Below are 14,261 nucleotides of genomic sequence, written 5' to 3' on the forward strand. Positions count from 1 at the left end.
GGCCGATCGGCTAGTGGTGAATGCTTGACGTCGAAACCAGCTATGGCTGGCGACCTCTGTAAACCAGTTGGTGCTCTACAGGTTTAGCGCACAGAACGTGCCGAGCGCGATCTCTCGGATTCTTCTGTCCAGAAAGTCTTTCTTCTCTGCGAAAGCTTTTTTGTCGAGCGTGAATCGCCCATAATGTTGAGACAATTTGGCCGTTTCCTCCTCCCAGTTGAAAAACAGGAAGTCCTCCCTCTTGGACAAGGCGAACAATCTGAAATGATTCGCTCTCAACTCGAGACTCCCCTGAGCATTATATTGAATCGGTACAATATGGAAGTTCTCACCCTCTCGAGTTTCTCTAGCAAACGTAGCAAGAGCAATCCTGTCATCACTTAACGCACTGAAAGTCCGAACAGTCACATCCGCAACTGACGATTTTTCACTGACACGTAGTGCGTTTAAATATGCCTGCCTTACGCTCCCGGAAAAATCAGAATAAACAATTTCAACAACACTCTTCTGCTTTGGCTCCCAGCCCAGAAACTGAAGAACCGACGCATAATAGACAAACCACTCGCCTGACAGGCTGTCGCCTTTGAATTTCTTATCAGCGCTGTACCTCGCAAACCTTATACAGCGATGAACATTCCGTTTGTCGTCTCGGGACAAACCAGCCACATAAGACAGCAGGTTATCACCCAGTACCACGGCGCCTTGCGATTTATTGTTTGGCGTGGACTCGTCAGCATCTTGCGCAGAGAGCCCCATTAACGAGCTACGCTTGTCGCTTTCACGAGAGGACTGAACACCGTCTTCCTCATCAACAAACTTCATACACATTTCTCCGTCAGGTACTTCTCCATTCTTTATTTCTTACCATGCAGAAACACCAATTAAAAACTCATCTTCGCAGAGTAGTCTCTTCTCCCACAGCTCTCAACTCCACCACCGCTATCTTTATATCAAGACGTAAACGTTCACCCCCTCCTCCCAGAACACTTATATCCCATTAAAATATGGCCTGACAACAGCATTGCCCGTCCAGAACTGTGTATTCGGTCTTGATCGCTCAGTGTTGCTAACAACTTTTGGGCTGGCGTACCTCAGGGCTGTACGCGAAAAAGGTAAACCCATTCAAGCCGGAGTATCATGTCGCCTCAGCTGGGGTCACCTGACAAGCCTGCGACACTTTTTTTGGAGTAGAGGATTGGTATGCCCCCTTGGCTAACGGTAGTAGGTATCGGTGAAGACGGCTTCAGCGGTCTGGGCAAGAACGCTCGACGCGCACTGCTGGGCGCTTCACGGATTTTTGGCGGCCAGCGACAACTGGATTTGTTGCCGGTCTGCATCCGCGGTGAGCGTCAACTATGGCCCAACCCATTCTCCCTGGAACCGCTGCTGGCGCAACGCGGTGAACCGGTGTGCGTGCTGGCCAGCGGCGATCCGATGCTGTTTGGCGTCGGCGCCAGCCTGGCGCGACGGGTGGCGAGCGATGAGATGCAGGTGTTGTCCGCTCCGTCCTCTTATTCGCTGGCGGCGGCTCGATTGGGCTGGCCGTTGCAAGAGGTGGTGACGCTTTCGGTGGTCGCCCGCCCTGTGGCGGCCCTGAGTGCGCAATTGTTCAGCGGAGTTCGTTTGCTGGTGCTGAGTAACGATGGCCAGAGTCCCGCCGCCATCGCCACCCTGTTGCGTGAACGGGGTTTCGGGCCGAGCCGGCTCACGGTGCTGGAGCATCTGGGCGGCCCCGCGGAACGACGTATCGAGGGGATTGCCCGCGAATGGAACGAGTCGAGCGTCGCCGATCTGAATCTGCTCGCCATCGAGTGCATCGCCGAACCCGATGCACCGCGCCTATCGCGACTGGCCGGGCTGCCGGACTCGGCCTTCCAGCACGATGGGCAATTGACCAAGCGTGATGTGCGGGCCATCACCCTCGCCCGCCTGGCTCCGGTACCCGGTGAGTTGTTGTGGGACGTCGGTGCCGGCAGCGGCTCGATCGGGATTGAATGGATGCGCGCTCATCCCGGCTGTCGCGCTCTGGCCATCGAGGCCGATGACGGTCGCCAACAATTGATCGAACACAATCGCGATGCCCTCGGCGTGCCCGGTTTGCAGTTGATTCGCGGCAGCGCTCCGCAAGCGCTGGCCGGCCTGGAGCGACCGGATGCGATCTTTATCGGCGGTGGCGTCACCTGCGAGGGGGTGCTCGACACCTGCTGGGAGCAACTCAAGCCCGGCGGCCGGCTGGTGGCCAACGCTGTTACCCTGCAAAGCGAAATGACCCTGATCACCTGGCGCGAACAGCATGGCGGCGAGCTGACCCGCATTCATATCGCTCAGGCGCAGCCCTTGGGGGACTTCGATACCTGGCGCCAGACATTGCCGATTACCTTGCTGGAAGTGGCGAAGCCCTTCGATGCGTGACGAAACCGCCGAACAACCCGCGCCCCTGCGCAGCGGCCTGACCACTGGCAGCTGCGCCACTGCCACCAGCCTCGCTGCCGCCCGCTTATTGCTCAGCGGTATCAGCCACGACGCGGTGCAAATCGTCCTGCCCAAAGGCAAGCAGGTCCAGATGCGCCTGGAGTTTTGCCGCCTCGCCGCGGGAGGAGCCGAGGCCGGGACGATCAAGGATGCCGGTGACGATCCCGACGTCACCCATGGCGCGTTGCTCTATTCCCACGTGCGCTTGCATGCCGAACCGGGTATCCGCTTCAACGCGGGACTTGGGGTCGGCACGGTCACTCGGCCGGGCCTGGTCCTGGGCGTCGGCGAACCGGCGATCAACCCGGTGCCGCGCAAGATGATCAGCGATCACCTGCTGCAACTGGCGCAAGAGCGCAATTACGACGGCGGCTTCGAGGTCACGGTGAATGTCGAGGGCGGCGAAGCCCTGGCTCTGAAAACCATGAACCCTCGACTGGGCATTCTCGGCGGGCTGTCGATTCTCGGCACCAGCGGCATTGTCCGGCCGTTTTCCTGCGCGGCGTATATCGCATCGATTCATCAAGGCATCGACGTCGCCAGGACCAATGGTTTTATGCATATCGCCGCCTGCACCGGCAACGCCAGCGAAGACACCATGCGCCGGGTCTACGACCTGCCGGAAATCGCGTTGATCGAGATGGGCGACTTCGTCGGCGCAGTACTCAAGCACCTGCGCAAAGTGCCGGTGGATAAACTCAGCATTTGCGGCGGTTTCGGCAAGATCAGCAAACTCGCCGCCGGGCATATGGATTTGCATAGCCGTCATTCGAGCATCGACCTGCCGCAACTGGCGCAGTGGGCTGCAGACGTCGGCGCTGATGACGTATTGCAGCACAACATCACGCAGGCCAATACCAGCCAACAGGCACTGGCCATGGCCAGCGCTGCGGGGATCGCCCTCGGTGATGCCGTGTGCCAGCACGCCCTGGACTTTGCCCGTAGCGTTGTCCCGCCGCGGGTTCAGGTCGAGGTGTTTGCCATCGATCGTCAGGGTGGCATCGTCGGTCATGCAGGAGCTTTTCAATGAAACGTTTGTTATTGCTGGGGGGTGTGACTGAAGCCTTGGCGATCGCCCGCACCCTTGGCCCGCAGCATATCTATAGCCTGGCCGGCGTCGGTCGAGTGCCAACGGATTTGCCTTGTCAGGTCCGGGTCGGCGGTTATGGCGGCGCGGAGGGCCTGGCGCAGTTCATCCAGCACCAGGGCATCGATTTGCTGCTGGACGCCACCCACCCCTACGCCGCGCAAATCAGCCAGAACGCCGCGACCGCCGCGCAACTGAGCAACATCCCCTGCTGGGCATTGCGGCGTCCGGCATGGCAAGCGCAGGTGGGTGATGACTGGCGGGAAGTCAGTGAATGGGCCGAACTGGTTGAAGCGCTCATACCCTTCAAACGCCCACTGTTCACCCTTGGTCGCGAGCCGCTGCAGCATCTGGATGAAATTCCGGATGGGCAGTTCTGGACCTTGCGCGCGCTCGATCAGTATCCCGGCAATGAGCGCTGCGAAGTCATCGGCGCCCGTGGACCGTTTCTGCTGGACGATGAACGAGAGCTGTTTGAACGGCGACAGATAGATGTGCTGATCAGCAAAAACAGCGGCAGCACCGCCACCGAGCCCAAGCTGGAAGTGGCGCGGGAACGTGGGGTGCCGGTGTTGATTTTGAAGCGGCCGGAGTTGGTGGGGGTTGAGCGGGAGTTTGGGACTGTCGCCAGTACGCTCGAGGCGCTTATGCAACAAGGTTATCTTCTACCCCAGTGAACTTCTGCGCGGCAGTTGCGAGCGCTGCGCACTCGATCGCAGGCAAGCCAGCTCCCACATTGGTCCGCGTCGATCAATGAATTTGTGCCAAACACAAACCCCTGTGGGAGCGGCGGTGCGGCGATCCGACTTGCCCGCGAATACTGCCTTGCGAGCAATGCAAAGCTTGAACCTTGCAAACCAGGCAGAATTTACAGACAGCCTTACCCGAAATGACCGAGTTGTTAAGCCAGAAGCCCTAGCCCAATATTTCTGAGCATCAGCACCTGTAAAAAACAGGTGCCTCAAGACTCGTGTTCAGAGGTTCGGTATGACTGAAAAATTTACCCGCTTCAATGTCACCGATTATCTCCAGACACCTTTAGAGATGTCCGCCTATCTGAAGGCTTGCAAGGAAGAAGATTCGGGCGATGGAAGCTTGACTCGCTTGGATTGAAGGACGTCATGCACACCATCGACACACGAATCCAGCAAGACCCGAGATTCGCCCAGGCATTACGAATCGAAGCCGCTACACTCTTTCAAAATGGCGAACCGGAAGTCGCACACAGGCTTTTGCACCTGCTGACCAAGACGTTGCGACACCAGACCGCACGCGGGCTTTTTACTTATCGACCCTGATCAGGCTAAATACCCCACTTGATCGTCCACAACCGGATTTGACCATGTCCCGACAACGGCTTGCATTTGCCTGGATCGCCTGCTTCGCAGTGCTGTTCAACATGCTCGCCATGCCTATTTCCGGGACGATGGCCCAGGCGGCGAATCAGTCGCCGGCCGAGCAGTTGTTATGGGGCAGCTTCTGTTCCTCGAACGGCACCCGGCTGGTGGCGATTTCCTTGGGCACGCTCGAGCAAAAGGCCCCGCAAAACGACGACCACTCCAACATGCAGCATTGCTGGTGTTGTTCAGGTTCGGCGCCGTTGGTGGCGTTGCCGGGGCATGTGCCGCTGCTGTATTTCGCGCGTTTGGAATCCAATAGAAGCCTGCCACCACCCACCGTCGAAACGCCCACTCCGCGCCAGCAATGGCCGAGTCTCAATCCCCGCGCCTCGCCTCTGGTCTGATTTCTTCTCGCAATTGATCTGCGTTTTGAATCGTTCTGGAGAACTGTCATGTTGAAACAAACACTGCTTCTAGCCGCGTTGCTGTTGCCTGCCTGCTTTGCCAATGCTCACGAATACGTTGCCGGCGAGTTGCAGATCGCTCACCCCTGGTCGCAGGAACTGCCGCCGAATGCCCCGACTGTCGCGGCCTATTTCGTCATTCACAACAACGGCAAAACCGCCGATCGCCTGCTCAGCGTGGACTCGCCGATCGCAGGCATCGCCCAGTTGCACGAACATGTGAAGCAAGGCGAGCTGATGAAAATGCAGCAGGTACCGAGCGTGGAAATCCCTGCCGGCGGTGCAGTCACCTTCGCCCCAATGGCGTACCACGTGATGCTGCTGGAACTCAAAGACCGCAGCCTGCTGAGTGACGGCAAGCGCTTCCCGCTGACCCTGCATTTCGAGAAGTCCGGCGACGTGACGGTTGAAGTCGCGGTGCAGAAGCAGGCACCCGCCGGCTCCGAAAAGCACGCGCACGTCCAGTAATCACAGCCTGAAGCGCCTGTGAACACTCTGCGTTCGCCAAGCGTCAGGCGATCAGCACCGCGCCATCGCTCATTGCGATTAAAGCGTGGCAGCTGGATCAGTCTGTTCGCCATGCTGATGATCTTTATCGGTCCGCTGATTTCCCAGGCGATGCCGATGGATCACGCCATGCCGATGAACATGTCGATGGACATGCGCATCGACGAGCCCGGCTGCCACGACACTTCGCAACACCACTGCAAACCCGCCAAGGCGTCCGCCGAGCAGCAGATGCTCTGGGAGAAGTGCGGGTATTGCGGCCTGTTGTACAACTGCCCGGCGCTGCCCGGCGGCTTGTCGTTCGCGGCGTTCGACATACCGCCAACATCAACTGTCATCAGCCCTTCCCCGCGCCTGGGTCATGCCCGGCAGACGGTCTTCCCCGGCGCCCGCACCCGCGCCCCGCCCATCGTCAGGTAAACCCCCGCACCTCACATCACCCGGCCGACTGTAGAAAAAACAGCCATAAGCTGCTGGCCGTGTTGTTTAAGCAAATGACTGCGAAGCGGTCAAAAACCAGACAACTAAAAACAGATCCACGCCAACGCGGAGCGCGTCTGATGAACCCACCTAAAGTGTCTTTTTACAACCTGGCCTGGCGTTGGCATTTCTATGCCGGGCTGTTCGTCGCGCCGTTCATGGTGATGCTGGCCCTGACCGGGATCATCTACCTGTTCAAACCCCAACTCGACCCGTTGATGTACGGCAACCTGCTGAACGTCCCCGCCGGTCATCACACCCTCAGTGCCGATGAGCAATTAAGGCGTGTACAGGTCGCTTATCCACAGGGGCAGGTCACCCAATACCTGCCGCCGGTCAATGCCGCGCGCAGCGCGCAGTTCGTGATGCAAAACGACGGTAATGAACTGAACGTATTCATCGATCCGTATCGCGGGGAAATCCTCGGCGACCAAGACGCCAAGAGCAATCTGCAAGCCATCGCCCGTGCCATCCATGGTGAGTTGATGATCGGCACCGTCGGTGATCGACTGGTCGAACTGGCTGCCGGCTGGGGCATCATGCTGGTCATTTCCGGCCTGTACCTGTGGTGGCCGCGCGGCACGTCGTCGGCTGGTGTGTTGTGGCCACGCTTGAGCAATCGCGGCCGCCTGTTCTGGCGTGACCTGCATGCGGTGACCGGTTTCTGGGGCGCGGCGTTGCTGCTGGTGATGCTGCTCAGCGGCATGACCTGGACCGGCGTCTGGGGCAAGCAATACGCCGACCTCTGGAATCGCTTCCCGGCAGCCATGTGGAACGAGGTGCCCAAGTCCGATCAAGAGGCCCGCAGCCTCAATACCGCGACACGTCAGACCGTGCCATGGGCGATGGAGAACACGCCGATGCCAGTGTCCGGCGACCATGCCGAACACATGGCTCACGGGGGAGCCAGCAGCGCTCCGGCCGCACCGACCATCGCCTTGCAAGACGTGCAGAACATCGCCATACAGCGCCAGGTCGAACCCGGCTACAGCATCACTTTCCCGACCACCGCCAGCGGTGTGTTCACCATCGCCGTGTTCGCCGACGACCCGCGCAACGACGCCACCCTGCATGTCGATCAATACACCGGCAAGGTGCTCGCCGATGTGCGCTGGCAGCACTACAACACCGTCGCCCGCGCCACGGAAGTCGGCGTGATGCTGCACGAAGGCAAGATGTTCGGCACGGTCAATCAGATAGCCGTGCTGCTGGTATGCCTGATGATTCTGCTCAGTGCGGTCAGCGGTGTGGTGATCTGGTGGAAACGTCGCCCGCAAGGTCGGCTCGGTGTTCCGCCACTGCGCCATGACCTGCCGAAGTGGAAAACCGCGATGGTCATCATGTTTGCGTTGGCGGTGGCATTTCCGTTGGTGGGCGCGTCGTTGATCGTGGTGTGGATTCTCGATCGGGTGCTGCTGTCGCGGCTGATCGGGAAAGCTGAGGCCGCTTCATCTTCAAGCTGAAGACAGCGGAAACAGTCGCCGCGCGTTAAAAAGCCCCTTTGGAGGTGATATCCAAGGGGGCGGTTTAACGTTGACCGAACTTCAGTCATTGCGCTCAAGAGCAGCTTTTCATCACCTCATAATTCGTCCCGGGTTCGTACTGTTGATTCTTCGGATTTGTGCTGACGGCTAATCCTCCAGTCAGCACCGACACGCCCGATCTGCTGCCAATAGCCACCAGCAGCCAACACCCGCAAATGGCCAAAGCTAGCCAGGCTGGAGATGAACTCCCCTGCCGAGAGGTGCGTGACCCAATGACCGTCGGAAAAGCTGATCTGTTTCGTCAAGAGCAACGCTTCTTCAGCTGTCGAATAGACAGGTGTGTACCTGAGCAATGCCCCATACGGTGACGAATAATAGTGGTCACTGATAGCAAACCCTTTGGCTTTTGGGCCGTACGTATGAGCATGCAGGAGAGACGACGAAATAAAGTTGTTGTGTACCGACTCAGGGTCATCAGCATTCAGGGAGTTTCCTGACTGATACAGTTGGTGGGTCGCCACGAGTTTATAGCCCTCGGGAAACCGAGGAGTTTTATCAGGAGGCGTCGTGCGAAAGACACGCTCAAGGACCTGATCGGTATTCACCGGTATCACTAATGGTTCCAGCGGGACGAAAGAAGTTCCGCCCGAGTCAGTCAGAATGGCACTTTCATACGCGGTTTCAGTACAGTCAAGGCCGCCCGCTCTCAGCTGGACATAGCGAGCAGCATCATCGGCATGGTGAAAAATCGGTCCCAGGGCCAGCACCGGTCTGCCTGTCTCTAGTTCGGCAGGAGCAGCCGGTGCCATACGCGGCTTCCAGTCCGGTGAAACGTTACCTTGGCGGGACCAATAAGGACTTGTAATCAGTACTTCCAAATTGCCGGCCTTGGCCATGCGCTGAATGTAACTACTGAGTTTGAATACTCCACTCGTTATATCCCGCTGATCGTTCTGCGCCTGTTCAAGTGAAGCAAATGGATTAGGCCTGAACTCGATTTGGCCAAATTTATCCAACGACAGCTCGGGGTCAAAGGAATCAAGCTTGAATTTCAACAAGGCGCCATCGGCACACGAGAAGTAGATCGGTTTGAATCCCTGGGGGGTGTCAGCGCGAACACGCGCACGCTGTACATCCATCGGAGAGAAAAAGTACCGATGGTCTTCGTCCGGCAAGTTGACCGGCGATTTCTCTGCACACAAATAAAGGCTCTGCACGTCGTAGCGGTAAGGTAAACAACCATCGAGAAATACACGGTCATACGCAAAGTTCGAACCCTCAGCCTCCAGAGGCATACTCGCGGTATAGATATCCCCCCGCGAGTATTTCAAAATGAACCCAAACTCCAGTGCGTCACGACTCCCCACCTGCTCATGGACATAGCGCGCCGCGCCCTTCTCCTGAGCGAATACCGGACTGTAGGCCGGTTCGGTAATTGCCTTGGAGTAGCCGGTTTCTGACAGCACAGGCTCGGGATTGGGTGTCCAGGTTATTGCCCATCGGGCTGGCCCCCACAACTTGCTCCCCACAACAATCTGCAAAGTACCCATTGACCCCAAGCGATTGATCCACTCACTGGGTTTCAGCACCCCCGTATGAATCTGGTATTTGATTGAGTTGGCTTTGAGGGTATCGGGCAGCAAGTGGTAGTCGACCAAGTTTCTTTCCATATCGAAAACACCTATGGTAAAGACATCTGGCAGATAGCGAATCAACGAACCATCGGGACCGATCAAATACTCATTAATACGATCGCGCCTTCGACCAAACGCAGTCCTCAACGTCTTCGTTGATAACATGTTGAGGTATACCTGTTTCTCGGTCTGAGACAATAAAAAAGGCAGCTCTTTCTGTGTCCGGGAACGATAACGCGCAACAATTTCGCAGCCTGCCGGAAATTGGCCGGTGATGGTACTCTCGTCCGGAAATATCCAGCTGAAGTCAAAGTCCTCTCTTGGAACCGGGACCGGTTCGGTCGCAAGATAGAAGCCGTCCGGGCGCCGCAAAATCAAACCGCCATAAGCGTTGTCACGCCGAGCAAACAGTTGTGCACGAACATAGCGGGCCGCGTCATCCGCCGTTAAAAAAGCCGGACTGAGTGGGCGACGTTGCAAGTTCATATAACGAAACCAGTGGGTGTCGACCGCCCCCTTTCTGTCCCAGCACAGACTGCTGCGCAGCACGCTGAGTTGGCCACTTTTTGCAACAACCCTGACGAAATCCGTGGGGGTCAACGCACCGTTGGCCAGATTGCTCTGGATAACCTCCAGCCCCATATTCGGTGTGTCGTTATCAAACAGCTTGGTCGAGGGACGAGGCAGATACTTCAGCAGCGCCCCCTCCAGTGTTGATATATAGACAGGACACACCCTGTCGGGCCTGATCACGGACCTACGCTGGGCGTTATAGACAACGACATACAAATCCATGGGATCAATAAAGTACTGCTTCAACCAGGTTTTGGGGCCTGCCGGGTAGCCCTCGATCCCACGCTTCGAGTAGAAGTAGGCATCAAGTTCAAAACCCGGCGGAAACGAATACGAGCCTTGACGTGAAATACCGAACAAACTCGTTAACGAGAAGAGCTTGTCCCTGACACCACTGACAGGAACGAGCTCCGTCGCGATGTACTCCTCTTTGTCCTTATGCTTCAGGATAAAACCAAAGGAAGTCTGCTCGGTGTCATAGCTGCCACTTCCCCGGGAATCCATATCCTCGGCGGCTTCATCCGCACTGGAAAAAATCGCTCCGAAAGCAACCTGCCGGGGAACCTCACGTGGTTTTTTTGCGAGAAAAGGAGCCCATTGCGCTGACACGTTACCCACTGCGCCCCAAAGGTCACTGCTTATCACAACGCGCAAATCACCGGCCGCAGCCAGCTCTTTGACGACGTCGCTGGGTTTTATTGTTCCGTTTTCCAGCTCCAGAGCGATCTTCCCGGTGCGGTTTTTTGTGCTCAAGCGCTGGCGCAATGGCTCTTGAGCCTGAGGGGAACCGGGCTTGAACATGATAAAACTGTGTTCGGCGGCAGAGAGATAGACAGGCAAATCCCTGAGGATTATTTCCTTTATTTCCTCGTCGCGGAACATTTGGGCACTGACATCGGCCTCTTGGCGCGACCAGTTCAACGCCTCCACTTTTGCCGAATCGATCATGGAGAGTGCTTTATGAGATCCATACCTCGCGTGCAGGACATGGTCTTCGGGAAAAATTGAAAGTTTCCTGTTGTCCGTCGGATAGAACAGACCATAAGCCAGCGAACTCGCAACACTTTCCATTGGTTCAGAGGCAACAAACCGTTGATCTTTACGCTGAAAAATGTAGCCGCCATATTCACGATCGCGCTTGTTTGCGATCCTTGCATGGACATAACGCGCGGCATCATCCGCCGAAAGAAATACCGGGCTCAGCACTGGCCATTGAAAGGTGGCGAAAGGTGCCGAGTCCAACCCCACAACTCCCAATCTGTCCCAGACCTTACCGGGCTGCACCACTAACAACTCGCCAGCTTTCGCCACCTGCAAAACAAAGTCACGTGTAGTCAGGGTCCCCGCCATTAACCTGGCCTGAGTACCGCCATCTTCAACAATCCCGTCTGACCTGATAACACTCAGTTCGGTTTCACTCTCGGATCCGGAGCACTTGTAACTCAAAAGTGCGTTATCTCTGGCCTGCATATAGAGGGTCAACCCGCGCTGACCATCCTGCAGATAGGTGTCTTTACGCGACTGAGCGATAGCCGCCGCAAGTTCCGCCGGGGAAAAGAAGTTCTCATACAACCAGGCTTGTTTGGCTGGCTGTTGAGCCGGCATCGGTAGAGACCGATAGTAGATGCCGTCAATCCGGAAGTTAGAGGGCAGCTTCGGGCCGCCGTTGGCGCGTGAGGGAAACAGTTCCGTCGGCGAAAACAGCGGTGCGAGGGCGGCAACCGGAAGGGTTGCGACGTATTCATCCTTGCCTACTGCCTTGAGGATGAACCCCATGCAGCCGCCGTTGGATTTGGCACCCGCAATGCCAAGTACGGCATCGACGGCCTTGGCTGACTGATCAAATACCTGTGTAAAAAACGGCTGCTGGTCAGTCAGCGCGGTGGTCGGAAAGGGTCTGTCGGCTGAGGTCCCGGTGATGATGATTTTCCCACGTGCAACTCCCCACACGGGACTGGTCACCAGCAAACGCAAGTCTCCCACCTCGGCGAACCTCGAACCTTCAATTCGCACGCCCTTGGTCACAGACTCATGAAGGAGTGCAAGGTAAGCATCCTCAGCAGCCGTTCCACTCGAGGTGTATTTGAGCAAGGAGCCACTCGGTCCAGACAAGTAATGGGCGCGCGCAAAAAATCTCCAGCGGAGAATCAGATATTGATCCTGTTTTGAGAATACATTTTTATACAGTTTCTCCCCTTCCGACGCTCTGTCATGAGAGTGATAAATGGCACAACAGCTAAAGCCATCAGGGAATAGGGGGCTATCCTGTGAGTCCGTGGACAGAATTGATCGCACGTTGAAACTCCGGGATCCTCCCGGGTGGGGTTGAGTAGCGAGATATCTGCCGTCCGCGAGACGCTTCACTATCACGCCGCCATACTCCATATCCCGCTTGTTGCCAATCTGTAGATGGGCCCAATAAGCCGCATCGTCCGGATTGATAAAGGCGGGGCCGAGGGCTGGAAACGCAACCGTGGTGTTGGGTCTGAACTCTTGAAGGGGTTGTTCCGGATTATCCATAACAATTGTTGCTCCATAAAAAATCAATTAGATAAATTCACGCCTCCTGTGCCACGCACACAGGAGGAATGAACTGTACTTTCAACTTTTCCGGGCACCCAATGGCAATAGATATATAAGTACTGTGCCCGTTGGATACAGCAGCACTGCCGGGCACTAAATAAGTGCATGCCCGCGCACCACCCCCTCATCAAGCGCCAACCCGGTGCGACTGTGGCAGAAATACACTCACGACATCCCCAAAAACACGACCCTGCCGCCTTAGGCACAACCCTTGCTAAAGCTCCTTCAGCGTCCGTATCTGCCAACCAAAAAAACTTGAGTTCATGGAGATCGCACAATGAAGCGTCGTAGCTTGATCAAGGCTTTCACTCTGTCGGCATCGATTGCCGCGATGGGCATGACCTGGAGCATCCAGGCCGCCGAGACCATCAAGGTCGGGATCCTGCACTCCTTGTCGGGGACCATGGCGATCTCTGAAACTTCGCTTAAAGACATGGCGCTAATGACCATTGACGAGATCAACGCCAAGGGCGGCGTCAACGGCAAGATGCTCGAACCGGTGGTCGTCGACCCGGCGTCGAACTGGCCGCTGTTCGCCGAAAAGGGCCGACAGTTGCTGACCCAGGACAAGGTCGCGGTGGTATTCGGTTGCTGGACCTCGGTATCGCGTAAATCGGTATTGCCGGTGTTCGAAGAACTCAACGGCCTGCTGTTCTACCCGGTGCAATACGAAGGCGAAGAGATGTCGCCGAATGTTTTCTACACCGGGGCGGCACCGAACCAGCAAGCGATCCCGGCGGTGGAGTACCTTATGAGCGAAGAAGGCGGCAGCGCCAAGCGCTACTTCCTGCTCGGTACCGACTACGTCTACCCGCGCACCACCAACAAAATCCTGCGCTCGTTCCTGCACGCCAAAGGAGTCGCGGACAAGGACATCGAAGAGGTTTACACCCCGTTCGGCCACAGCGATTACCAGACCATCGTGGCCAACATCAAAAAATTCTCGGCCGGTGGCAAGACGGCGGTCATCTCCACGGTCAACGGCGACTCCAACGTACCGTTCTATAAAGAGCTGGCCAACCAGGGCCTGAAAGCCACCGACGTCCCGGTCGTGGCGTTCTCGGTGGGTGAAGAAGAACTGCGTGGCATCGACACCAAACCGCTGGTGGGCAACCTCGCGGCGTGGAACTACTTCGAGTCCGTCGAGAACCCGGTCAACCAGAAATTCGTCGCCGACTGGAGAGCCTACGCCAAGAAGAAAAACCTCCCGGGCGCGGATAAAGCCGTGACCAACGACCCGATGGAAGCCACTTACGTCGGCATCCATATGTGGGCGCAGGCAGCTGAGAAAGCCAAATCCACTGACGTCAACAAAGTCCGTGAAGCCCTGGCCGGCCAGACTTTCGCCGCGCCGTCGGGTTACACCCTGACCATGGACAAGACCAACCACCACCTGCACAAGCCAGTGATGATCGGCGAGATCCAGGCTGACGGTCAGTTCTCGGTGGTCTGGCAGACCGAAGGCCCGATCCGCGCCGAGCCATGGAGCCCGTTCATTCCGGGGAACGACAAGAAGCCGGATTATGCGGTGAAGAGTAACTGAGTCACTGGATGTCGGGCCCGAGCACAAAGCTCGGTGCCGACACAACTCCTGTGGGAGCGGGCTTGCTCGCGAAGACGGCGGCACATCCAACATA

Annotated in this window: 11 protein-coding genes; 9 read left to right on the forward strand and 2 right to left on the reverse strand. The window is 57.0% G+C overall.

The window, feature by feature from the left end; genetic code table 11:
- Positions 1–75 precede the first annotated feature (75 nt).
- The gene (locus ACA064_RS28055; protein WP_497671027.1) at positions 76–822 is read right to left on the reverse strand and encodes a hypothetical protein; all 747 of its coding nucleotides are present in this window, start codon (positions 820–822) and stop codon (positions 76–78) included.
- 378 nt (positions 823–1,200) lie between these two features.
- Between ACA064_RS28055 and cbiE the strand changes: the two genes are divergently transcribed.
- The 8 genes from cbiE to ACA064_RS28095 all read left to right on the forward strand — a co-directional run bounded on the left by cbiE (position 1,201) and on the right by ACA064_RS28095 (position 7,813).
- Positions 1,201–2,412: a precorrin-6y C5,15-methyltransferase (decarboxylating) subunit CbiE gene (cbiE, locus tag ACA064_RS28060; RefSeq protein WP_497671028.1), complete on the forward strand. Its 1,212-nt coding sequence runs from the start codon at positions 1,201–1,203 to the stop codon at positions 2,410–2,412.
- Positions 2,405–3,502: a cobalt-precorrin-5B (C(1))-methyltransferase gene (locus tag ACA064_RS28065; RefSeq protein WP_497671029.1), complete on the forward strand. Its 1,098-nt coding sequence runs from the start codon at positions 2,405–2,407 to the stop codon at positions 3,500–3,502. Before cbiE ends, ACA064_RS28065 begins: the two co-directional genes overlap by 8 nt.
- Positions 3,499–4,236 (forward strand): cobalt-precorrin-6A reductase, encoded by a 738-nt coding sequence (locus ACA064_RS28070; RefSeq protein ID WP_497671030.1) that lies wholly within the window; start codon positions 3,499–3,501, stop codon positions 4,234–4,236. The genes ACA064_RS28065 and ACA064_RS28070 overlap by 4 nt, the downstream gene beginning before the upstream one ends.
- Before the next feature lie 310 nt (positions 4,237–4,546).
- The gene (locus ACA064_RS28075) at positions 4,547–4,672 is read left to right on the forward strand and encodes a hypothetical protein (protein ID WP_497671031.1); all 126 of its coding nucleotides are present in this window, start codon (positions 4,547–4,549) and stop codon (positions 4,670–4,672) included.
- A gap of 229 nt (positions 4,673–4,901) precedes the next feature.
- Positions 4,902–5,303 (forward strand): DUF2946 domain-containing protein, encoded by a 402-nt coding sequence (locus ACA064_RS28080; RefSeq protein ID WP_497671032.1) that lies wholly within the window; start codon positions 4,902–4,904, stop codon positions 5,301–5,303.
- A gap of 48 nt (positions 5,304–5,351) precedes the next feature.
- Complete coding sequence (locus tag ACA064_RS28085) at positions 5,352–5,831, forward strand: copper chaperone PCu(A)C (RefSeq protein WP_497671033.1); 480 nt, start codon at positions 5,352–5,354, stop codon at positions 5,829–5,831.
- A 27-nt stretch (positions 5,832–5,858) separates the two neighbouring features.
- Positions 5,859–6,290 (forward strand): DUF2946 domain-containing protein, encoded by a 432-nt coding sequence (locus ACA064_RS28090; protein ID WP_497674349.1) that lies wholly within the window; start codon positions 5,859–5,861, stop codon positions 6,288–6,290.
- 140 nt (positions 6,291–6,430) lie between these two features.
- Complete coding sequence (locus ACA064_RS28095; protein WP_497671034.1) at positions 6,431–7,813, forward strand: PepSY-associated TM helix domain-containing protein; 1,383 nt, start codon at positions 6,431–6,433, stop codon at positions 7,811–7,813.
- Positions 7,814–7,929: 116 nt separating this feature from the next.
- Here the strand turns inward: ACA064_RS28095 and ACA064_RS28100 are convergent, their stop codons facing one another.
- Entirely contained in the window at positions 7,930–12,561 is a 4,632-nt protein-coding gene (locus tag ACA064_RS28100; protein WP_497671035.1) for a DUF4329 domain-containing protein, read from the reverse strand.
- Between the two features lie 340 nt (positions 12,562–12,901).
- On the opposite strand from ACA064_RS28100, the gene urtA reads away from it, so the two are divergent.
- A complete protein-coding gene (urtA, locus tag ACA064_RS28105) occupies positions 12,902–14,167 on the forward strand; it encodes an urea ABC transporter substrate-binding protein (protein ID WP_497671036.1) in 1,266 nt (421 codons plus the stop codon).
- Positions 14,168–14,261 lie beyond the last annotated feature (94 nt).

The organism is Pseudomonas sp. LBUM1658, from assembly GCF_059716055.1.

Bases quoted from the DNA above. Each gene is read 5' to 3' on its own strand.
- ACA064_RS28055 (WP_497671027.1), bottom strand. From the start codon at position 822: ATGAAGTTTGTTGATGAGGAAGACGGTGTTCAGTCCTCTCGTGAAAGC.
- cbiE (WP_497671028.1), top strand. From the start codon at position 1,201: ATGCCCCCTTGGCTAACGGTAGTAGGTATCGGTGAAGACGGCTTCAGC.
- ACA064_RS28065 (WP_497671029.1), top strand. From the start codon at position 2,405: ATGCGTGACGAAACCGCCGAACAACCCGCGCCCCTGCGCAGCGGCCTG.
- ACA064_RS28070 (WP_497671030.1), top strand. From the start codon at position 3,499: ATGAAACGTTTGTTATTGCTGGGGGGTGTGACTGAAGCCTTGGCGATC.
- ACA064_RS28075 (WP_497671031.1), top strand. From the start codon at position 4,547: ATGACTGAAAAATTTACCCGCTTCAATGTCACCGATTATCTCCAGACA.
- ACA064_RS28080 (WP_497671032.1), top strand. From the start codon at position 4,902: ATGTCCCGACAACGGCTTGCATTTGCCTGGATCGCCTGCTTCGCAGTG.
- ACA064_RS28085 (WP_497671033.1), top strand. From the start codon at position 5,352: ATGTTGAAACAAACACTGCTTCTAGCCGCGTTGCTGTTGCCTGCCTGC.
- ACA064_RS28095 (WP_497671034.1), top strand. From the start codon at position 6,431: ATGAACCCACCTAAAGTGTCTTTTTACAACCTGGCCTGGCGTTGGCAT.
- ACA064_RS28100 (WP_497671035.1), bottom strand. From the start codon at position 12,561: ATGGATAATCCGGAACAACCCCTTCAAGAGTTCAGACCCAACACCACG.
- urtA (WP_497671036.1), top strand. From the start codon at position 12,902: ATGAAGCGTCGTAGCTTGATCAAGGCTTTCACTCTGTCGGCATCGATT.